The sequence below is a fragment of the Myxococcus qinghaiensis genome, assembly GCF_024198215.1.
In the GTDB taxonomy this organism is placed as follows: Bacteria; Myxococcota; Myxococcia; order Myxococcales; family Myxococcaceae; genus Myxococcus; species Myxococcus qinghaiensis.
The window spans coordinates 137,007-153,570 of sequence record NZ_JAKCFA010000018.1 but is presented as its reverse complement, the minus strand read 5'-3'; the positions used below and the strand labels follow the sequence as shown (position 1 = coordinate 153,570).

Genomic DNA, 16,564 nt, shown 5'->3' with positions numbered 1-16,564 from the left:
ATGGCCACGTAGGGGACTGCGGATAAAGCACGACGCCCCGGCCTCGTCGGCCAGGGCGTTGAGTAACTCGTCCAGGCGCCAGCTGCAGCCTGGCGCGGGGGCTACTTGGAGTAGAGCTCCACGATGAGCTGCTCCTGGATCGGCATGGTCAGGTCCTCGCGGTTGGGGACCGTGCGAACCGTGCCCTTGAACGACTTCTTGTCCAGGTCGATCCACTGCGGAATGCCACGGCGGTCCACGGTCTCCAGCGCCTCGGAGATGCGCAGCACCTTGCGGCTCTTCTCCACCACCTCGACGGACGTGCCGGGCTTGATGGAGAACGAGGGGATGTTGACCTTGCGGCCGTTCACCTGGAAGTGGCCGTGGCGAACCAGCTGGCGCGCCTCGTTACGGGTATCCGCGAAGCCCATGCGGAACACCACGTTGTCCAGGCGGAGCTCCAGCTGCTGCAGGAGGTTCTCACCCGTCTTGCCCTTGGCGGCGGACGCGCGGTGGTAGTAGCCGCGGAACTGGTTCTCCAGCAGGCCGTACATGCGCTTGACCTTCTGCTTCTCGCGCAGCTGCACGCCGTAACCAGAGAACTTCACGCGGCCCTGGCCGTGCTGGCCGGGGGGATACGGGCGGCGCTCGATGGCACACTTGTCCGTGTAGCAGCGGTCGCCCTTCAGGTACATCTTGAGGTTTTCGCGCCGGCAGATACGGCAAGCGCTCGCGGTGTAACGGGCCACAGACTTCTCCTTAAAGGTGATCTGGAGCCGCCCCCACGCTCGCGAGCGCGAAGGGCGGCCCGGACGAAGGGGTTAGACGCGGCGGCGCTTGGCCTGACGGCACCCGTTGTGCGGGATGGGCGTCACGTCGCGGATGAGGTTGATCTTCAGACCGGCGGCGGCCAGCGCGCGCAGCGCCGACTCACGGCCCGCGCCCGGACCCTTCACGAACACGGACACGTTCTTCAGTCCGTGCTCCATCGCCTTCGCCGCGGCATCGCCGGCGGCCACCTGGGCGGCGAACGGGGTGGACTTGCGGCTTCCCTTGAAGCCACGCGCCCCGGCCGAGGACCAGGAGATCACGTTCCCGGACACGTCCGTGATCGTGATGATGGTGTTGTTGAACGTGGACTGGATGTGGACCACGCCATTGAGAATGCTCTTCTTGCCCTTGCGCTTGGCCTTCTTCGCGGCAGGGGCCTCGCCCTCGGTGCCCGTAGGCGCCGCAGCCGAAGTATTGATCTCGTCAGCCATGTGAGTTGCTGCTCCTGAGAGGAGGTGATCGACGCCGGCACCTCACGGGCCGGCGCTGCGGTTTACCGAGCCGGAGCGGCAGGCTTCGCCCGGACGATGCCACGCTTCGGACCCTTGCGGGTACGCGCGTTGGTATGGGTGCGCTGGCCACGGACAGGCAGGCCCTTGCGGTGACGGAGGCCCCGGTAGCAGCCCAGATCCATCAGACGCTTGATGTTCATCGTCACTTCACGCCGGAGGTCACCCTCGACCTTGTAGCTGGCCTCGATGATCTCACGGATCTTGCGAGCCTGGTCCTCGGTGAGGTCCTTGGTCCGGGTGGTGGGATCGATGCCCGCCGCCTCGATGATGTCTTGCGCGGACTTGTTGCCGATCCCGTAGATGTACTGGAGCGAGATCACGGCGCGCTTGTTGGGCGGCAGGTCGATGCCGGCGATACGAGCCATCTTCGGTCTTCCTTCTTGAATGGAGTTGGTCTGAAGCCAACGGCCTGCCGGCCGTTAGCCCTGGCGCTGCTTGTGCCGGGGGTTGGAAGCGCAAATCACGCGCACGATGCCCTTGCGGCGAACAACCTTGCACTTGTCGCAGATCTTCTTGACGGACGCCCGAACCTTCATGGAGCGAACTTCCTTCCTTCGAACAGATGAAAAGTCATGAGGGCCGCCACCCTAGTCCCAGAGTGGCGCCCTTTTCTACTTCGCCCGGTACGTGATCCGTCCGCGCGTCAGGTCGTACGGAGACAGCTCGACCTTCACCTTGTCTCCCGGGAGGATGCGGATGAAGTGCATCCTCATCTTGCCCGAGATGTGCGCGAGCACCTTGTGGCCATTATCCAGCACCACGCGGAACATCGCGTTGGGGAGGGGCTCCATCACCGTCCCCTCTACTTCAATGGAATCATCCTTCGGCAAGCGTCAAACCCTCTTCCCGGACCACGAACCTCTTGGAAGCGCGGCGGGATAGCACTTTGGTCCGCAAGTGGCAAGCGTCCCGCGCGGGAAAACTCGGATTCCTACCAACCCACCGTAACATCTTCGCATTTCACCCGCCGTCCCGCCCGCCTTCACGCCCCTCGGGTGAGCACTTCGGCGCCACCGTCCGTGATGAGGATGGTGTGCTCGAAATGGGCGGACAACTTCCGGTCCGCCGTCACCGCCGTCCAGTCGTCGTCCAGGATCTCCACCTCGTGGGTGCCCTGGTTGACCATGGGCTCCACCGCGAGGACCATCCCCGCCCGGAGCTTCATCCCCGCCCCCGCCTGCCCGTGGTTGGGCACGTGGGGCTGCTCGTGGAGCTTCCGGCCAATCCCATGGCCGGTGAAATCCCGGACCACGGCGTACCCCCTGGCCTCCACGTGCCGCTGGACAGCATGCCCTATATCGCCCAGCCGGTTGCCCGGCTTCATCGCCTGGATGGCCTTCTGGAGCGATTCCCGGGTCGTTTCCAGTAGCGATCGGGCCTCGGCGGACACCTTCCCCACCGGAACCGTCCTCGCCGCGTCCCCGAACCACCCCTTGTAGGACACACCGAAGTCGAGCTTCATCAGGTCGCCCTCGGCCAGTTTCCGCCGCTTGCTGGGGATGCCGTGCACCACCTCGTCGTTGATGGAGGCGCACAACACACACGGGAAGCCGAGGTAGCCCTTGAACGCCGGCCTGGCACCCCGCTCCGCCGTCAGCTTCTCCGCCAGCGCGTCCAGTTCCCAGGTGGTGACACCCGGGACGACGGCCTTCTCCAGCGCGTCCAGAACGTCAGCGACGATGCGCCCGGCCTGGCGCATGAGGGCGATTTCTTCCCGGGACTTGATCTCCACCTGACTCATGGGCGGTCCATGCGCTCCACCAGCGCACGGAGAACGGGTGGCAAGCCTCCGCGGGCGCCGCAAGCGCCTCGCGTCCGCTCGCCAGCACGTCCGGTCATCAAGCCTTGCCCTTGCCCGCGGCGCTCTTGATCTCCTCGTAGATTCCATCCGGGGAGCCCACGCCGTCCACGCTCGTGAGCACACCCTTCTTCGCGTAGAAGGCCTTCAGGGGCGCCGTCTCAGCGTCGTACTTCTGCAGACGCTTCTCGATGACGTCCGGCATGTCGTCCGGCCGCTGCACGAGCCCCGTGCCGCACTTGTCGCAGTACCCCGCGCGCTTCGGGGGGCTCTGGTCGACGTGGTAGACGCTGCCATCCGTGGGGCACACCCGCCGGCCGGAGCCACGCTCCACCAGCGTCTTGTGCGGCACCTCGAGCGAGACGACCGCATCGAGCTGCTTGCCCAGCCGCCCCAGCATCCTGTCCAGCGCGTCAGCCTGGCCTGGCGTGCGCGGGAAACCATCCAGCACGAAGCCCCGGGCCACGTCCGACTGCTTCAAGCGCTCCTCGACGATACCGATGACGACTTCGTCCGGCACGTACTGGCCCGCCGCCATCAACGGACCCGCGACCTTCCCCAGCTCTGTCCCCTCCGCCACTGCCTTGCGGAGAATGTCACCGGTGGAGATCTGCGGGATGTGGAAGTCGGCGAAGAGCTTCTTCGCCTGGGTACCCTTCCCCGCGTTCGGCGGTCCCAACAGGATCAGGTTCATGTGCTCCTCTCAGCTCCCAAGGAAGGCACGGAAGTCGTCGGCCACGAAGCTTCCAAGCGCCCCCCATGTGCACCACCGAATATCTTGAATGACTTCAGCCCGGAACGACGAGGCGCCCCTCCCCACGACGGGGAGAGGCGCCCGGGACGTGAACGTCGTGACTCAGGCCGCCACGCGCACCCGGCCGCGGATGCGCGGGCCACGAGGCCCGGCGAAGCCCTCGTAGTTGCGGCTGATGAGGTGACCCTCGATCTGCTGCACCGTGTCCAGCGCCACGCCCACCACGATCAGCAGCGCGGTGCCGCCGAAGGTGAAGCGCACGTTGAGCAGGCCGCTGATGACGGAGGGGATCACGCAGATGACCGCCAGGTACAGCGCGCCACCGAACGTGAGCCGGTTCAGCACTCGCTCGATGAACTCCGCCGTCTGACGACCCGGGCGGATGCCGGGGATGTAGCCACCCTGCTTCTTGATGTTGTCCGCCACGTCATCCGGCCGGAAGGTCAGCGCCGTGTAGAAGTAGGCGAAGAAGATGACCATCAGCACGAACAGGCCGTTGTAGATCCACAGGTTGCCTTCAATGGCGCGCTGCACGTCCTGAAGGAACGGGAACCACGTGCCCAGCGTGGCCGGGAACGACAGCACCGCGCCCGCGAAAATGGGCGGGATGACGCCCGCGGTGTTGACCTTCATCGGGAAGTACGTGGCCTGGCCCGCGAACATCCGGCGCCCCGCCATGCGCTTGGCGTACTGGATGGGGATGCGGCGCATGCCGCGCTCCACGTAGACCACCACCGCGATGATGAGGAGCATGAAGAACAGCAGCGCCAGGACCTCGGCCACCGCGATGACTTCCTGCCGCGTCAGGTCCAGCAGCGTCTTGGCGCCCGGGAGCACACCGGCGACGATGCCCGCGAAGATGATGAGCGAGATGCCGTTGCCGATGCCGCGCTCGGTGATGCGCTCACCCAGCCACATGATGAAGGCCGTACCGGCCGTCAGGCTGATGACCGTCATGAAGGTGAACCAGACGCTGTCGTCCGGCACCACCACCTGGTTGAAGCCGCTCTGCCCCGCGTCCGAGCGCCCCAGGGACGCCAGCCACCGGGAGATGCCGATACCCTGGATGACGGAGAGGACGATGGTGCCGTAGCGGGTGTACTGGTTGATCTTCTGCCGCCCCGCCGCGCCCTCCTTCTGCAGTCGCTCCAGGCTGGGGATGACCACCGCCAGCAGCTGCATGATGATGGAGGCGCTGACGTAAGGCATGATGCCCAATCCGAAGATGGACATCTGCTCCAGCGCGCCGCCGGAGAAGAGGTTGAACAGCGACACCAGTCCGCCCGACTGCTTCTGGGCGTCCATGAAGGCGTTCATCGCAGCCCGGTCCACGCCTGGCGTATTGATGAAGATGCCGATGCGGTACACGGCCAGCAGGGCTAGCGTGTACGCGAGCCGGCTGCGCAGCTCCGCGATGCGGAAGACGTTGGCGAAGGCATTGAGAGCCACGGGGTAGCCATCCTCTTCGTGAGGGTTCTGCCAGGACGACAAAACGCCCCTGTTCCACGGACGGGAAAGGGGCGCAGAAGCCTACACAAGCGAAATGGCGCGCACCACCGACAAGTGATGCGCGCCGAACATGCTCAAGCCTTGGGCTGCCGAGGGGCCTTGACGCCCTTGCCAGCATGGGCCTTCGCGGCCGCTTCGGGCTTGTGGGCCATCAGCGGAAGGACATCCACCGCGCCGCCCGCCTTCTCGACCGCCGACTTCGCGGCCTCGGAGGCCTTGTGGACCACGATGGTGACCTTCTTGGTCAGCGTGCCGTGCCCCAGCAGCTTCACGCCGTGGTAGCGACCCTTGACCAGACCGGCCTTCTTCAAGGAGGCCTCATCCACCGTGGCGCCCGCGTCGAAGTGGGTGTCCACATCCGACAGGTTCACCACCGCGTACACCGTGCGGTTGGGGGAGTTGAAGCCAAACTTCGGAAGGCGGCGCTGCAGGGGGCTCTGACCGCCCTCGAAGCCCTCGAACCGCATGTTGCCGGAACGGGCCTTCTGACCCTTGCCACCACGGCCGGCCGTCTTGCCCAGGCCAGAACCCTGGCCGCGACCCACCCGCTTCTTGCGGTGCCACGAGCGCGAGGGACGCTTCAAATCGTGCAGAGTGCTCATTGTCTCAGTCCTCTCGTGCTCAGGCCTTGGTCTGCTTGGCCTGGTAGGCGCGCGCGCGATCCCGCAGGGCGATCTTGCGCGGCTTGCGGCGCTTCGGCGCCGGCGCCTCGGTGGTCACCGTCTCCAGGGAGACCAGGTGCTTCACCTTGAACGCCATCCCACGGATGGCAGGGGTGTCCTTGAGCAGGCGCTCTTGACCGAACTTCTTCAGACCCAGGCCACGGATGGTGGCCAGCATGTCCTCGGAAGCGCCCGCGTAGCTCTTCGTCAGCTTCACCTTGAGCGCCATGGCTAGCCCCTCTGCTCCCCGGCGAGCTTCGCCGACTCGACGTCCTTGCCACGCAGCCGCGACACCTGAGCCGCGCTGCGCAGCAGCTTCAGGCCAGCAACCGTGGCCTTCAGCACGTTGTGCGGATTCCGCGAACCCTGGCTCTTCGTCAGGATGTTGCGGATGCCCGCCGCCTCAAGAACCGCGCGCACCGCGCCACCGGCGATGACGCCCGTACCTTCGCTGGCCGGCTTCAACAGCACCCAGCCGGCGCCAAAGTGCCCGAGCACCTCGTGCGGAATCGTGTGACCCATGAGCGGAACGCGGAACAGGTTCTTCTTCGCGTTCTCGCCACCCTTGCGGATGGCTTCAGGGACCTCGTTGGCCTTGCCCAGGCCGACGCCCACGTGTCCCGCGCCGTCGCCCACCACCACCAGGGCGGCGAACGAGAACCGGCGGCCGCCCTTCACGACCTTGGCCACGCGGTTGATGTTCACCACGCGGTCGGTGAGGTCCAGATCGTTCGGATTGATCGGAGTTGCCACTTGGAAATCCTTTCGAAAGCTAGAACTTCAGCCCGGCCTCGCGCGCGGCGTCAGCCACGGCGGCGATGCGCCCGTGATAGGGGAAGCCGTTGCGGTCGAACACCACCGCCTCGACGTTGGCAGCCTTGCACTTCTGCGCGATCAGGGCGCCGACCCGCTTCGCGTCCGCCTTCTTGTCGCCTTCGTCCTGGCCCTTCAGATCCTTGGACAGCGACGAGGCAAACGCGAGGGTCTTGCCAGTGGTGTCGTCCACCACCTGCGCGTAGATGTGCTTGAGGCTCTTGTAAACGGAAAGCCGCGGCCGCTCGGTGGTGCCCGAGAGCTTCTTGCGGATGCGGTTCTTCCTCTTGAGACGCGAATCGATCTTCGTCGGCATGGCTGCTTCCTTGTCCTTCCGGCGGTGATGCGGACTTCCACCGCCGGATGATGCCGTCGGACCCCATGGGCCCGACGGGATTGGGAACCTTCAGGACAGACGAAACGACTAGGTCGTTCCGGTCTTGCCCTCCTTACGACGGATGCGCTCCTCGGAGTACTTGATTCCCTTGCCCTTGTAGGGCTCGGGAGGACGCAGCGAGCGGATGTTCACCGCCGTCGCGCCAAGCACTTCCTTGTCCGCCGAGCGGAGCGTCAGTCCCACGGTGGGGAGGCTGTCCTCGGTGCGGGCCGCCTTGTCCACTTCGGCCGTCACGCCCTCCGGCAGGTTGAACACCACCGGGTGGGAGTAGCCCAGCGCGAAGTGGATGGCCTTGCCCTTCACCTCGGCGCGGAAACCAACGCCGCGGATGTCCAGCTTCCGCTCGAAGCCGGTGGACACGCCCTTCGCCGCGTTCGCGAGGATGGTGCGGGTCAGGCCGTGCAGGCTGCGCGCTTCGCGAGAGTCATCCTCGCGCTGCACGCTGACCTGACCGTCCTTGATCTCCACCTTGACCCGGGCGGGCAGCTTCACGGACAGCTTGCCCTTGGGGCCCTCGAAATTCACCTGCTGGCCGGCGACGATGGCCTTCGTCTTGTCGCCGAGCTTGATCGCCAGTTTTCCAATCCGACTCATGGTTGCCTCGGTCCTGTATGCCCGGGGCGCGCACTCTCGCGAGGCGCGGCCACCTGGCAGCTGGCTAGTAGACGGTGCAGAGCAGCTCGCCGCCCGCCTTCTGCTTGCGGGCCTCGGAGTCCACCAGGATGCCGCGCGAAGTGGAGAGGATGGAGATACCCATTCCACCCAGCACCTGCGGGATGTCGCTCACGCCGCAGTAGCGACGGAGGCCCGGCTTGGACACGCGGCGGATGCCGGTGATGGCGGGGCTGCGGTCGGGACCGTACTTGAGCTGCACGGTGATCTCGCTCTGCGGCGAGCCCTCGGGGGTGGCGACGGCGAACTCCCCGATGTAGCCCTCATCCTTGAGGACTTTGATGATCTCGAGCTTGAGCTTCGAGTGGGGAATGACGACCTTGTCGTGACGCGCGCGCGAAGCATTGCGCAGGCGGGTCAGCATGTCGCCAACTGGATCATTGACCGGCATGAGCTACCTTCCAAGCAAGAGCCCTCATCGAGCATCTCGCGTTCGCGGCCGCCGCGCCTGCCGGGCCCATCCCGGGGGTTCGCGCCGACCGCCACTGCTGAGGTTGAAACTTCGCTTGAGCGAACTCCTCCCGGAGCGCGCCCAGGGTGCCGATGAGCCCATTCGAGCCCCTCAGCACCCTGCCCTTCCGGCTACCAGGACGACTTGGTGACGCCGGTGATCTCACCGCGCAGCGCACGGTTGCGCAGGCAGATGCGGCACATCTTGAACTTGCGCAGGAAGGCACGAGGCCGACCGCACAGCGGGCAGCGGTTGTACTGGCGCACGGCGAACTTCGGCTTGCGCTTCGCCTGGGCGATCTTGGAGAGCTTGGCCATTGTCTTGAGGTCCTTGGCTCGAGGGCTTACTGACGGAACGGCATGCCGAAGTGACGCAACAGCGCCAGCCCCTGCTCGTCGTTCGCGGCGGTGGTGACGAAGCTGATGTTGAGCCCCTTCACCTTCTCGATCTGGTCGTAGTTGATCTCAGGGAAGATGATCTGCTCGCGGACGCCGAGCGTGTAGTTGCCCTTCCCATCGAAAGCCTTCGGGGACACGCCCTTGAAGTCACGCACGCGCGGCAGCGCCACGGTGATGAGGCGGTCCATGAACTCGTACATGCGAGTGCCACGCAGCGTCACGGCGGCACCGATGGCCTGGCCCTGGCGCAGCTTGAAGTTCGCGATGGACTTGCGGGCGCGCGTGACGATGGGCTTCTGGCCCGTGATCGCCGCGAGCTGGTCCACCGCCGACTCCAGGATCTTGTTGTTGGCGAGCGCCTCGCCCAGACCCATGTTGACGACGATCTTCTGGAGACGCGGAACCTCCATCGGGTTCTTGAGGCCCAGCTCCTTCATCAGGGCGGGCACCCCTTCCTTGCGGAAGCGCTCCTTCATGCGGGCCGGCTTGCTCTCGAGGCCTTCCTCGATGTTCGCCGCGAAGCCGACCTTCTTGGCCTCTTCCTTCTTGCCCCGCTTCGCCTTCTTTTCCTTCTGGTCCGGCTTCTTCTCGTCAGCCATCGTCGTATCCTCTGCTTCGGGGCGCCGTTGTGAACCCAGCGCGTCCGATCAGTCCTTCATCTGGAAACTGAAAACACCGCGAGGGCCCTGGAACTACCCAGGCCCTCGTTGCCTGCACGCCCCCCTACCCGCCCACCAGGGCGGACAGAAGGGCGCGCATACATGCCCCAACAGGGACTCCTAGTCAATCAGCGCGTCGCAGTTCTTGCAGAACCGCTGGAGCTTCTCGCCCTCGGTCTTGACTCCCACGCGGGTCGGCTTGTCGCACTTGGCGCAAACGACCTGGACATTCGCCAGGGCGATGGTGCCGGGCTTCTCGACAATGCCGCCCTCGGGGTTCTGGGGCGTCTTCTTCTGATGACGCTTGACCAGGCGCAGACCTTCCACGGTCACGCGGCCGGCCTCCCGGTCGATCTTCAGCACCTTGCCGCGCTTCGTCGCGGGGTTCTTCTCGGAGGCTTCGGCCCCGGCCATGACCTGGACCGTGTCTCCCACTTTCATCTTCTGCATGGCTTCCTCGTCTCTCTGGCTGCTCGCCGTCCGGCCTGCGGTCCTCTCAGAGGACTTCGGGCGCCAGCGAGATGATCTTCATGAACTTGCGGGCGCGGAGCTCACGGGCCACCGGCCCGAAGATGCGCGTACCAATGGGCTCCATGTCCTTGTTGATGAGGACCGCGGAGTTGCCATCGAACTTGATGAAGCTGCCGTCGGCCCGACCCACCTCGCGCTTGGTGCGGACGATGACGGCCTTGGCCACGTCACCCTTCTTCACCTTCGAGTTGGGCAGCGCCTCGCGGATCGACACGACGATGACGTCGCCGATGGACGCGTACTTGCGCTTCGAACCGCCGAGCACCTTGATGCAGAACACCTTCTTCGCGCCCGAGTTGTCCGCCACGTCGAGCACGCTCGTCATCTGAATCATCTGGGAATCTCCTATCGCCGGTGACTCCACCACACCGCCTCACGGCCGCGCAGGTGGAGGTGCGTGCTAGACGTTCTTGCTCTTCTCCAGCACCTCGACCACACGCCAGCGCTTGTCCTTCGAGGCGGGCTTGGTCTCGGCGATCCGGACCCGATCACCCTCGTTGATGGTGATCTTCTTCGGATAGTCGTGGTCCTCCACGTGCGCCTTGTACTTCTCGCGCAGGCTCATGATCTTCCCGTACTTCGGGTGGGGAGCCCGGCGCTGGACGGTGACCACGACCGTCTTCTGCATCTTGTTGGAGGTGACGATACCCACGCGCGTCTTCGGACGGCCGCGGGTGGAGGTCTCTGCCTTGGGCGCTTCAGTCGTTTCAGCCATCTTCGTTCTCACTGTCTCTCATGCACCCGGGCGCTCTCGCTTCCCGGATGGCCGTACGCACCCGCCGTGAGCGAGCGCGCTTGGAGGAATCGCGACTCAGGCCCTCAGGCCTTCGCCGCCTTCTTCTTCTCGCCGAGAACCGCCAGCACACGGGCCAGGTCACGCCGGTGCAGGGTCCGCTCCGCCGGGCTGTCCAGCGAGCCGGTCCGCCGCTTGAGCTGGTCCTGGAACAGCGTCTCACGCAGTTCCGTCGCCCGCCGCTGCAGGTCGTCCGCCGACAGCTCCCTCAGTTCCTTCGCAGTCGCCATTGCTATCTCCACATGCGTGCGGGAGCCCACCCGAGGGCGGCTCCCGCCGCGGTGCCTAGAGGCTCAGGTCCGTGCGCGTCACGATACGCGTGAGCACCGGCAGCTTCGCCTGCGCCAGCTTCAGCGCCCCCGTGGCCACCTCGGTCGTCATCCCCTCCATCTCGTAGAGGATGCGGCCGGGCTTCACCACCGCGACGTAGTACTCCACGCCACCCTTACCGGTACCCATTCGGGTCTCGGCGGGCTTCTTGGTGATGGGCTTGTCCGGGAAGATTCGGATCCAGATCTTGCCGCCGCGCTTCACGTGGCGGGTCATCGCGATACGAGCCGCCTCGATCTGCCGGGACGTAATCCACCCCGGCTGCAGGCTCATGAGGCCGAACTCACCGTAGGTCAAGTCACTGCCACGGTGCGCGGCGCCAGGCGTGCGGCCCTTGTGCATCTTGCGGTACTTCGTACGTGCAGGCTGAAGCATCGTCGCTGTCCTTCACTGCCCTGCCCCGGGCGCCCTCTCTCGAGAGCGCCCAAAGCGGGAGGGCTCTTAGCGGTTGGAAGGCATGGGGGCCGCGCCGCCCTTGCCCGGGAGAACCTCGCCCTTGCAGACCCAGACCTTGCAGCCGATCTTGCCGTAGGTCGTCTTGGCCTCGGCGAAGCCATAGTCGATGTCCGCGCGGAGGGTGTGCAGGGGCACGCGGCCCTCGCGGTACCACTCGTAGCGAGCCATCTCGGCGCCACCCAGGCGGCCCGAGCAGGCCACGCGGATGCCCTTGGCTCCGAACTTCATCGCCGTCTGAAGCGCCTTCTTCATGGCGCGACGGAACGCGATGCGACGCTCGAGCTGCGTGGCGATGTTCTCCGCCACCAGCTGCGCGTCGGTCTCCGCCTTGCGGACCTCGACGATGTTGAGGAAGACCTCGTTCTTCGTGAACTGCTGGAGGTCCTTCTTCACCGTCTCGATGCCCGCGCCGCGCTTGCCGATGACGATACCCGGACGCGCGGTGTGGACGTTGACCTTCACCTTGTTGGCTGCGCGCTCGATCTCCACCTTGGACACGCCCGCGTGGTTCAGCGACTTCTTCACGAACTCGCGGATGCGGATGTCTTCATGGAGCCACTGCGCGTAGTTCTTGTGCTCGAACCACTTGGAGTCCCAGGTCTTGATGACGCCAAGCCGGAACCCGATCGGATGAACTTTCTGTCCCAACGTGAATCTCCTTGAACGTCCGGGCGGGGCCCGACGGGTCCTACTTCTTGGCCTCGGCCAGCACCACATGGACGTGGGCGGTCTTCTTCTTGATCGGGGTGGCCCGACCCATGGCGCGCGGCATGAACCGGCGCTGGGTAGGACCCTGGTCCACCGAGATGGTCTTGACGTAGAGCGTGTCCACGTCGACCTGCCCCTTGGACAGGTCCGTCGCGTTGGCCACGGCGCTCTTGATGAGCTTCTCCACCGGCAGGGCCGCGGCGCGCTTGGTGAACTTCAGGATGTTGAGGGCAGCCTCAACGGGCTTGCCCCGGATGAGCGCCGCAACGACGGACAGCTTGCGGGGGCTCATGCGCAGGAAACGCAGATGTGCAGTCGACTCCATGGTCATCTCCTCAGGCTCTCAGGCAATGCGCCAGGCTACTTGCCCGGGGCCTTGGCGACCTTCTTCTCCGCCGAGTGTCCACCGAACGTACGCGTCGGGGCGAACTCGCCGAGCTTGTGGCCCACCATGTTCTCCGTGACGAACACCGGGATGAACTTCTTCCCGTTGTGCACCGCGAAGGTGTGACCCACGAACTCCGGAAGGATGGTGGAGCGGCGGGACCACGTCTTCACGACAGTCTTCTTGTTCGTCTTGATCATGTCCTCGATCTTCTTGACGAGGAAGTCGTCGACGAACGGACCCTTCTTGATCGAACGAGCCATGGCTTGCGAATCCTCTTACTGGCTGCGCGCGCCCTGGCGGCGGCCGCTCACGATGAACTTGTCGGTACGCTTGTTGGTGCGCGTGGTGAGACCCTTGGTCTTCTTGCCCCACGGCGACACCGGGTGCGGGTTACCCTGTCCGGACTTACCCTCACCACCACCGTGCGGGTGATCCACGGGGTTCATCGCGAGACCACGAACCGTCGGGCGGATGCCCAGCCAGCGGCTCTTACCCGCCTTGCCAACGCGGATGATCTCGTGCTCGATGTTGCCCACCTGGCCCACGGTGGCGCGGCACTCGATGAGGACCATGCGGACGGTTCCGGAAGGCATGCGCACCTGCGCGTAGCGGCCCTCCTTCGCCATCAGCTGTCCGGAGGTTCCCGCGGAGCGGATGACCTGGGCGCCACGGCCCGGCTTCAGCTCCACGTTGTGGATGACGGTACCCACCGGGATGTTCTGCAGCGGCAGGGAGTTGCCCGGACGGATGTCGGCGGTCTCGCCGGCGAACACCGTGTCGCCCACATTCAGGCCCACCGGGGCCAGGATGTAGCGCTTCTCACCGTCCGCGTACGTCAGCAGGGCGATGTTGGCGGTGCGGTTCGGGTCGTACTCCACCGCGGTGACCTTGGCCGGCACGCCGTCCTTGTCACGACGCTTGAAGTCGATGACGCGGTAGCGGCGCTTGTGACCACCACCCTGGTGACGCCGGGTGATGTGTCCGTGCACGTTGCGGCCACCCGAGCGCCGGAGCGGCTCGGTCAGCTTCTTCTCGGGCGCGTCCTTGGTGATGTCCGCGAAATCGGACACCGTCATGTGACGGCGGGCGGCGCTTGTCGGCTTGTACTTCTTGATGCCCATGGTGTGTTCCTCAGGCTGACCTCAACGCCGTAGCGTCAGGCCGCCCCTCCCTCGAAGAGTTCGATCGAGTCGCCTTCCTTGAGGGTGACGACCGCCTTCTTGAAGTTGGGCCGCTTGCCGATGCTCCGACCCACGCGCTTGATCTTGCCGCGAACGACGTTCGTGTTGACGCCCTCGACGGTGACCTTGAACAACGTCTCCACCGCGCGAGCCACGTCATGCTTGGTGGCCTTGCGGTCGACGATGAACGAGTACTGACGGAACTTCTCGCGGGCCTTGTCGAGCTTCTCGGTGATGAGCGGGCCCTTGATGACGTCGCTGAGATTCATGAGAGCGCCCCCTCGAGGGTCTTCGCGGCCGCGGAGGTGAGCACGAGGTGCGAGTGCTTCAGAACGGCCTCGAGGTTGAGACCCTCGGGAGGAAGCACGTCGAACTTCGCCAGGTTCCGCACGCTGCGGTGCAGGTTGGTGTTGCTCTTCTCGTCCACCACCAGGGCGTTCTGCAGCTTCAGGCGCTTGGTGAGCGCCTCGAAGGCCTGCTTGCTCTTGGGGGCGTCCAGGGAGAACCCGCTCAGGATGATGAGCGTCTTCTCCTTGGCGCGCAGGGACAGCGCCGACTTCAGCGCGCCGCGACGCACCTTGCGGGGCGGGCGGTAGAAGTAGTCGCGAGCCTTGGGGGCCATCGCCTTGCCGCCGCCCACCCAGTGGGAAGCGCGGATGGAGCCCTGGCGGGCGCGGCCGGTGCCCTTCTGCTTCCAGGGCTTCTTGCCGCCGCCGCTGACCAGCGAGGTGTTCTTCACCCCCACCGTGCCGCGACGCCGGTTGATCTGCTGCATCTTCGCGACCTCGTAAAAGAGGTGCGCGTTCGGCTCAGCGCCGAAGATGTCGTCGGAGAGCTCAATCTCCGACACCTTCTTCAAATCGAGGTCGACAACGTCAAACTTCGCCATGGCACTTTCCTCGCGGGGGTCGGAGTGAAACCACTCGGACGCCCACCCGCTTCCTAGGACTTGATCTCGACGTCAACGCCGGCCGACAGATCCAGCTTCATGAGCGCATCCAGCGTCTGCTGCGTGGGCTCGAGAATATCGAGCAGGCGCTTGTGCGTGCGGATCTCGAACTGCTCGCGGCTCTTCTTGTCCACGTGCGGCGAACGCAGCACCGTGAACTTGTTGATGCGCGTAGGAAGGGGGATCGGACCGGCCACCTTCGCGCCCGTGCGCTTGGCCGTCTCGACGATCTCACCCGCGCTCTGGTCCAGGAGCTTCGAGTCGTATGCCTTCAGCCGGATGCGGATCTTCTGTGTCGCCATTCGCAAGAACCTCTTAGAACGAACTTTGTGCCAACGCCCCGGGAGGCGCTACGACCGACGTCCCCTGGTTGTCACAGAGCCGTTTCTTCAGAACGAAGGGGCGCGGTGATTACCATCCCGCCCCGGTGTATGCAACTGGATTTCCTCCGGCTCCCTGGAAATTCCCCGAGGGGATGTCCATGGGAGCCGGGAGGAGGCCTGCTACTCGATCACTTCCGCCACAACGCCGGCGCCCACCGTGCGGCCACCTTCGCGAACAGCGAAGCGCAGCTCCTTGTCCATCGCCACCGGGGTGATGAGCTCCACCTCGATCGCGATGTTGTCGCCCGGCATCACCATTTCCACGTTGTCGGGCAGCTTCACCGTTCCCGTCACGTCCGTCGTACGGAAGTAGAACTGGGGACGGTAGCCCTTGAAGAACGGGGTGTGACGACCACCCTCCTCCTTCGACAGCACGTAGATCTGCGCCTTGAACTTGGTGTGCGGCTTGATGCTGCCCGGCTTCGCCAGCACCTGACCGCGCTCCATGTCCTCGCGCTTCAGACCACGCACCAGCGCGCCGATGTTGTCACCCGCCCGGCCCTCATCCAGCAGCTTGCGGAACATCTCCACGCCCGTGACGACGGTCTTCTGCGTCGGACGCAGACCGACGACTTCGATTTCCTCACCGACCTTGATGACTCCGCGCTCGACGCGGCCCGTCGCCACCGTTCCACGGCCGGCGATGGAGAACACGTCCTCCACCGGCATCAGGAACGGCTTGTCCGTCGCGCGCTCCGGCGTCGGGATGTACGCGTCCACCGCCTCCATCAGCTTCAGGATGGCGCCCTCGCCGATTTCGCTCGTGTCGCCCTCGAGCGCCTTCATCGCGGAGCCAGGGACGATGGGAATCGAGTCGCCCGGGAAGTCGTACTTCTTCAGCAGGTCCCGGACTTCCATCTCCACGAGCTCGCGCAGCTCGGGGTCGTCCAGCAGGTCGACCTTGTTCAGGAAGACCACGATATACGGGACACCGACCTGGCGCGCCAGCAGGATGTGCTCACGCGTCTGGGGCATCGGGCCGTCCGCGGCCGAGACGACGAGAATCGCGCCGTCCATCTGCGCCGCGCCCGTGATCATGTTCTTCACGTAGTCGGCGTGACCCGGGCAATCCACGTGCGCGTAGTGACGGTTCTTCGTCTGGTACTCCACGTGCGCCGTGGAGATGGTGATGCCGCGCTCACGCTCTTCCGGCGCCTTGTCGATCTGGTCGTACGCCAGGAACGTGGCGCCGCCGGTCTTGGCCAGCACCTTCGTGATGGCCGCCGTCAGCGACGTCTTGCCGTGGTCCACGTGTCCGATCGTGCCGATGTTCACGTGGGGCTTGTTACGCTCGAACTTTTCCTTGGCCATGACAACTCCTCAACCGGGGCTGAGCCGGTCAACCACCCGGCGCGTCTCGAATCCCGCAAAACTCACTGCGAAGGTGCTGCGTCCTGCTCCAAACCCGCC

The 16,564-nt window shown here is 65.2% G+C and carries 29 protein-coding genes; all 29 read right to left on the bottom strand.

Features of this window, described 5'->3' with window-relative positions; translation table 11 throughout:
- Nucleotides 1-101 precede the first annotated feature (101 nt).
- The 29 genes from rpsD to tuf all read right to left on the bottom strand — a co-directional run bounded on the left by rpsD (nucleotide 102) and on the right by tuf (nucleotide 16,465).
- Nucleotides 102-728, bottom strand: coding sequence for a 30S ribosomal protein S4 (gene rpsD, locus LZ199_RS30315; RefSeq protein WP_253997245.1), 627 nt, complete (start codon nucleotides 726-728; stop codon nucleotides 102-104).
- 72 nt (nucleotides 729-800) lie between these two features.
- Entirely contained in the window at nucleotides 801-1,241 is a 441-nt protein-coding gene (gene rpsK / locus LZ199_RS30310; RefSeq protein ID WP_163870410.1) for a 30S ribosomal protein S11, read from the bottom strand.
- A 62-nt stretch (nucleotides 1,242-1,303) separates the two neighbouring features.
- Nucleotides 1,304-1,687 carry a 30S ribosomal protein S13 gene (gene rpsM / locus LZ199_RS30305; RefSeq protein WP_141644008.1) on the bottom strand — a complete coding sequence of 128 codons (384 nt, stop codon included), beginning with the start codon at nucleotides 1,685-1,687 and terminating at the stop codon, nucleotides 1,304-1,306.
- 54 nt (nucleotides 1,688-1,741) lie between these two features.
- Nucleotides 1,742-1,858, bottom strand: a complete 117-nt coding sequence (gene rpmJ, locus LZ199_RS30300; RefSeq protein WP_002633586.1) for a 50S ribosomal protein L36 — start codon at nucleotides 1,856-1,858, stop codon at nucleotides 1,742-1,744.
- 75 nt (nucleotides 1,859-1,933) lie between these two features.
- Nucleotides 1,934-2,152 (bottom strand): translation initiation factor IF-1, encoded by a 219-nt coding sequence (infA, locus tag LZ199_RS30295; RefSeq protein WP_002614803.1) that lies wholly within the window; start codon nucleotides 2,150-2,152, stop codon nucleotides 1,934-1,936.
- A 152-nt stretch (nucleotides 2,153-2,304) separates the two neighbouring features.
- Nucleotides 2,305-3,063, bottom strand: coding sequence for a type I methionyl aminopeptidase (gene map / locus LZ199_RS30290; RefSeq protein WP_253997244.1), 759 nt, complete (start codon nucleotides 3,061-3,063; stop codon nucleotides 2,305-2,307).
- 97 nt (nucleotides 3,064-3,160) lie between these two features.
- Nucleotides 3,161-3,814, bottom strand: a complete 654-nt coding sequence (locus LZ199_RS30285; RefSeq protein WP_253997243.1) for an adenylate kinase — start codon at nucleotides 3,812-3,814, stop codon at nucleotides 3,161-3,163.
- Nucleotides 3,815-3,976: 162 nt separating this feature from the next.
- Nucleotides 3,977-5,323 carry a preprotein translocase subunit SecY gene (gene secY / locus LZ199_RS30280; RefSeq protein WP_253997242.1) on the bottom strand — a complete coding sequence of 449 codons (1,347 nt, stop codon included), beginning with the start codon at nucleotides 5,321-5,323 and terminating at the stop codon, nucleotides 3,977-3,979.
- Between the two features lie 134 nt (nucleotides 5,324-5,457).
- A complete protein-coding gene (gene rplO / locus LZ199_RS30275) occupies nucleotides 5,458-5,985 on the bottom strand; it encodes a 50S ribosomal protein L15 (protein WP_253997241.1) in 528 nt (175 codons plus the stop codon).
- Nucleotides 5,986-6,004: 19 nt separating this feature from the next.
- Nucleotides 6,005-6,274 carry a 50S ribosomal protein L30 gene (rpmD, locus tag LZ199_RS30270; RefSeq protein WP_253997240.1) on the bottom strand — a complete coding sequence of 90 codons (270 nt, stop codon included), beginning with the start codon at nucleotides 6,272-6,274 and terminating at the stop codon, nucleotides 6,005-6,007.
- Between the two features lie 2 nt (nucleotides 6,275-6,276).
- Nucleotides 6,277-6,798, bottom strand: coding sequence for a 30S ribosomal protein S5 (gene rpsE, locus LZ199_RS30265; RefSeq protein ID WP_046714290.1), 522 nt, complete (start codon nucleotides 6,796-6,798; stop codon nucleotides 6,277-6,279).
- Nucleotides 6,799-6,817: 19 nt separating this feature from the next.
- Entirely contained in the window at nucleotides 6,818-7,174 is a 357-nt protein-coding gene (gene rplR, locus LZ199_RS30260) for a 50S ribosomal protein L18 (RefSeq protein ID WP_141644002.1), read from the bottom strand.
- Nucleotides 7,175-7,282: 108 nt separating this feature from the next.
- Nucleotides 7,283-7,849, bottom strand: coding sequence for a 50S ribosomal protein L6 (gene rplF, locus LZ199_RS30255; protein ID WP_253997239.1), 567 nt, complete (start codon nucleotides 7,847-7,849; stop codon nucleotides 7,283-7,285).
- A gap of 64 nt (nucleotides 7,850-7,913) precedes the next feature.
- Nucleotides 7,914-8,318, bottom strand: coding sequence for a 30S ribosomal protein S8 (gene rpsH / locus LZ199_RS30250; protein ID WP_141644000.1), 405 nt, complete (start codon nucleotides 8,316-8,318; stop codon nucleotides 7,914-7,916).
- 191 nt (nucleotides 8,319-8,509) lie between these two features.
- Nucleotides 8,510-8,695, bottom strand: a complete 186-nt coding sequence (locus LZ199_RS30245; RefSeq protein WP_015350175.1) for a type Z 30S ribosomal protein S14 — start codon at nucleotides 8,693-8,695, stop codon at nucleotides 8,510-8,512.
- Between the two features lie 26 nt (nucleotides 8,696-8,721).
- The gene (rplE, locus tag LZ199_RS30240; RefSeq protein WP_253997327.1) at nucleotides 8,722-9,252 is read right to left on the bottom strand and encodes a 50S ribosomal protein L5; all 531 of its coding nucleotides are present in this window, start codon (nucleotides 9,250-9,252) and stop codon (nucleotides 8,722-8,724) included.
- A gap of 303 nt (nucleotides 9,253-9,555) precedes the next feature.
- Nucleotides 9,556-9,885, bottom strand: coding sequence for a 50S ribosomal protein L24 (gene rplX / locus LZ199_RS30235; protein ID WP_163870401.1), 330 nt, complete (start codon nucleotides 9,883-9,885; stop codon nucleotides 9,556-9,558).
- Between the two features lie 46 nt (nucleotides 9,886-9,931).
- Nucleotides 9,932-10,300, bottom strand: coding sequence for a 50S ribosomal protein L14 (gene rplN, locus LZ199_RS30230; RefSeq protein ID WP_163870400.1), 369 nt, complete (start codon nucleotides 10,298-10,300; stop codon nucleotides 9,932-9,934).
- Between the two features lie 66 nt (nucleotides 10,301-10,366).
- Nucleotides 10,367-10,693: a 30S ribosomal protein S17 gene (gene rpsQ / locus LZ199_RS30225; RefSeq protein ID WP_253997238.1), complete on the bottom strand. Its 327-nt coding sequence runs from the start codon at nucleotides 10,691-10,693 to the stop codon at nucleotides 10,367-10,369.
- Between the two features lie 92 nt (nucleotides 10,694-10,785).
- The gene (gene rpmC, locus LZ199_RS30220; protein ID WP_174459337.1) at nucleotides 10,786-11,001 is read right to left on the bottom strand and encodes a 50S ribosomal protein L29; all 216 of its coding nucleotides are present in this window, start codon (nucleotides 10,999-11,001) and stop codon (nucleotides 10,786-10,788) included.
- A 43-nt stretch (nucleotides 11,002-11,044) separates the two neighbouring features.
- A complete protein-coding gene (rplP, locus tag LZ199_RS30215) occupies nucleotides 11,045-11,464 on the bottom strand; it encodes a 50S ribosomal protein L16 (protein WP_141643995.1) in 420 nt (139 codons plus the stop codon).
- A gap of 66 nt (nucleotides 11,465-11,530) precedes the next feature.
- Nucleotides 11,531-12,193, bottom strand: coding sequence for a 30S ribosomal protein S3 (rpsC, locus tag LZ199_RS30210; RefSeq protein WP_163870399.1), 663 nt, complete (start codon nucleotides 12,191-12,193; stop codon nucleotides 11,531-11,533).
- 40 nt (nucleotides 12,194-12,233) lie between these two features.
- On the bottom strand, nucleotides 12,234-12,578 hold the full coding sequence (rplV, locus tag LZ199_RS30205; RefSeq protein WP_141643994.1) for a 50S ribosomal protein L22: 345 nt from the start codon (nucleotides 12,576-12,578) through the stop codon (nucleotides 12,234-12,236).
- 35 nt (nucleotides 12,579-12,613) lie between these two features.
- Nucleotides 12,614-12,901, bottom strand: a complete 288-nt coding sequence (rpsS, locus tag LZ199_RS30200; RefSeq protein WP_046714300.1) for a 30S ribosomal protein S19 — start codon at nucleotides 12,899-12,901, stop codon at nucleotides 12,614-12,616.
- A 15-nt stretch (nucleotides 12,902-12,916) separates the two neighbouring features.
- A complete protein-coding gene (gene rplB / locus LZ199_RS30195) occupies nucleotides 12,917-13,762 on the bottom strand; it encodes a 50S ribosomal protein L2 (RefSeq protein WP_253997237.1) in 846 nt (281 codons plus the stop codon).
- A 35-nt stretch (nucleotides 13,763-13,797) separates the two neighbouring features.
- Nucleotides 13,798-14,091 (bottom strand): 50S ribosomal protein L23, encoded by a 294-nt coding sequence (locus LZ199_RS30190; protein WP_141643992.1) that lies wholly within the window; start codon nucleotides 14,089-14,091, stop codon nucleotides 13,798-13,800.
- The gene (gene rplD / locus LZ199_RS30185) at nucleotides 14,088-14,711 is read right to left on the bottom strand and encodes a 50S ribosomal protein L4 (protein ID WP_141643991.1); all 624 of its coding nucleotides are present in this window, start codon (nucleotides 14,709-14,711) and stop codon (nucleotides 14,088-14,090) included. The genes LZ199_RS30190 and rplD overlap by 4 nt, the downstream gene beginning before the upstream one ends.
- 53 nt (nucleotides 14,712-14,764) lie before the next feature.
- Nucleotides 14,765-15,073: a 30S ribosomal protein S10 gene (gene rpsJ / locus LZ199_RS30180; protein ID WP_002633608.1), complete on the bottom strand. Its 309-nt coding sequence runs from the start codon at nucleotides 15,071-15,073 to the stop codon at nucleotides 14,765-14,767.
- 201 nt (nucleotides 15,074-15,274) lie between these two features.
- Entirely contained in the window at nucleotides 15,275-16,465 is a 1,191-nt protein-coding gene (gene tuf, locus LZ199_RS30175; protein ID WP_253991999.1) for an elongation factor Tu, read from the bottom strand.
- Nucleotides 16,466-16,564 lie beyond the last annotated feature (99 nt).

What these genes read in the sequence shown, in the direction of transcription:
- LZ199_RS30285 (WP_253997243.1), bottom strand. Translation starts at nt 3,814, where the DNA reads ATGAACCTGATCCTGTTGGGACCGCCGAACGCGGGGAAGGGTACCCAG.
- rplE (WP_253997327.1), bottom strand. Translation starts at nt 9,252, where the DNA reads ATGAAGGAGCGCTTCCGCAAGGAAGGGGTGCCCGCCCTGATGAAGGAG.
- rpmD (WP_253997240.1), bottom strand. Translation starts at nt 6,274, where the DNA reads ATGGCGCTCAAGGTGAAGCTGACGAAGAGCTACGCGGGCGCTTCCGAG.
- rplD (WP_141643991.1), bottom strand. Translation starts at nt 14,711, where the DNA reads ATGGCGAAGTTTGACGTTGTCGACCTCGATTTGAAGAAGGTGTCGGAG.
- rplO (WP_253997241.1), bottom strand. Translation starts at nt 5,985, where the DNA reads ATGAGCACTCTGCACGATTTGAAGCGTCCCTCGCGCTCGTGGCACCGC.
- rplN (WP_163870400.1), bottom strand. Translation starts at nt 10,300, where the DNA reads ATGATTCAGATGACGAGCGTGCTCGACGTGGCGGACAACTCGGGCGCG.
- tuf (WP_253991999.1), bottom strand. Translation starts at nt 16,465, where the DNA reads ATGGCCAAGGAAAAGTTCGAGCGTAACAAGCCCCACGTGAACATCGGC.
- rpsM (WP_141644008.1), bottom strand. Translation starts at nt 1,687, where the DNA reads ATGGCTCGTATCGCCGGCATCGACCTGCCGCCCAACAAGCGCGCCGTG.
- rpsK (WP_163870410.1), bottom strand. Translation starts at nt 1,241, where the DNA reads ATGGCTGACGAGATCAATACTTCGGCTGCGGCGCCTACGGGCACCGAG.
- rpsJ (WP_002633608.1), bottom strand. Translation starts at nt 15,073, where the DNA reads ATGGCGACACAGAAGATCCGCATCCGGCTGAAGGCATACGACTCGAAG.
- rpsH (WP_141644000.1), bottom strand. Translation starts at nt 8,318, where the DNA reads ATGCCGGTCAATGATCCAGTTGGCGACATGCTGACCCGCCTGCGCAAT.
- rplP (WP_141643995.1), bottom strand. Translation starts at nt 11,464, where the DNA reads ATGCTTCAGCCTGCACGTACGAAGTACCGCAAGATGCACAAGGGCCGC.
- rplV (WP_141643994.1), bottom strand. Translation starts at nt 12,578, where the DNA reads ATGGAGTCGACTGCACATCTGCGTTTCCTGCGCATGAGCCCCCGCAAG.
- rplR (WP_141644002.1), bottom strand. Translation starts at nt 7,174, where the DNA reads ATGCCGACGAAGATCGATTCGCGTCTCAAGAGGAAGAACCGCATCCGC.
- rplF (WP_253997239.1), bottom strand. Translation starts at nt 7,849, where the DNA reads ATGAGTCGGATTGGAAAACTGGCGATCAAGCTCGGCGACAAGACGAAG.
- LZ199_RS30190 (WP_141643992.1), bottom strand. Translation starts at nt 14,091, where the DNA reads ATGAATCTCAGCGACGTCATCAAGGGCCCGCTCATCACCGAGAAGCTC.
- map (WP_253997244.1), bottom strand. Translation starts at nt 3,063, where the DNA reads ATGAGTCAGGTGGAGATCAAGTCCCGGGAAGAAATCGCCCTCATGCGC.
- rplB (WP_253997237.1), bottom strand. Translation starts at nt 13,762, where the DNA reads ATGGGCATCAAGAAGTACAAGCCGACAAGCGCCGCCCGCCGTCACATG.
- rpmJ (WP_002633586.1), bottom strand. Translation starts at nt 1,858, where the DNA reads ATGAAGGTTCGGGCGTCCGTCAAGAAGATCTGCGACAAGTGCAAGGTT.
- rpsS (WP_046714300.1), bottom strand. Translation starts at nt 12,901, where the DNA reads ATGGCTCGTTCGATCAAGAAGGGTCCGTTCGTCGACGACTTCCTCGTC.
- rplX (WP_163870401.1), bottom strand. Translation starts at nt 9,885, where the DNA reads ATGCAGAAGATGAAAGTGGGAGACACGGTCCAGGTCATGGCCGGGGCC.
- LZ199_RS30245 (WP_015350175.1), bottom strand. Translation starts at nt 8,695, where the DNA reads ATGGCCAAGCTCTCCAAGATCGCCCAGGCGAAGCGCAAGCCGAAGTTC.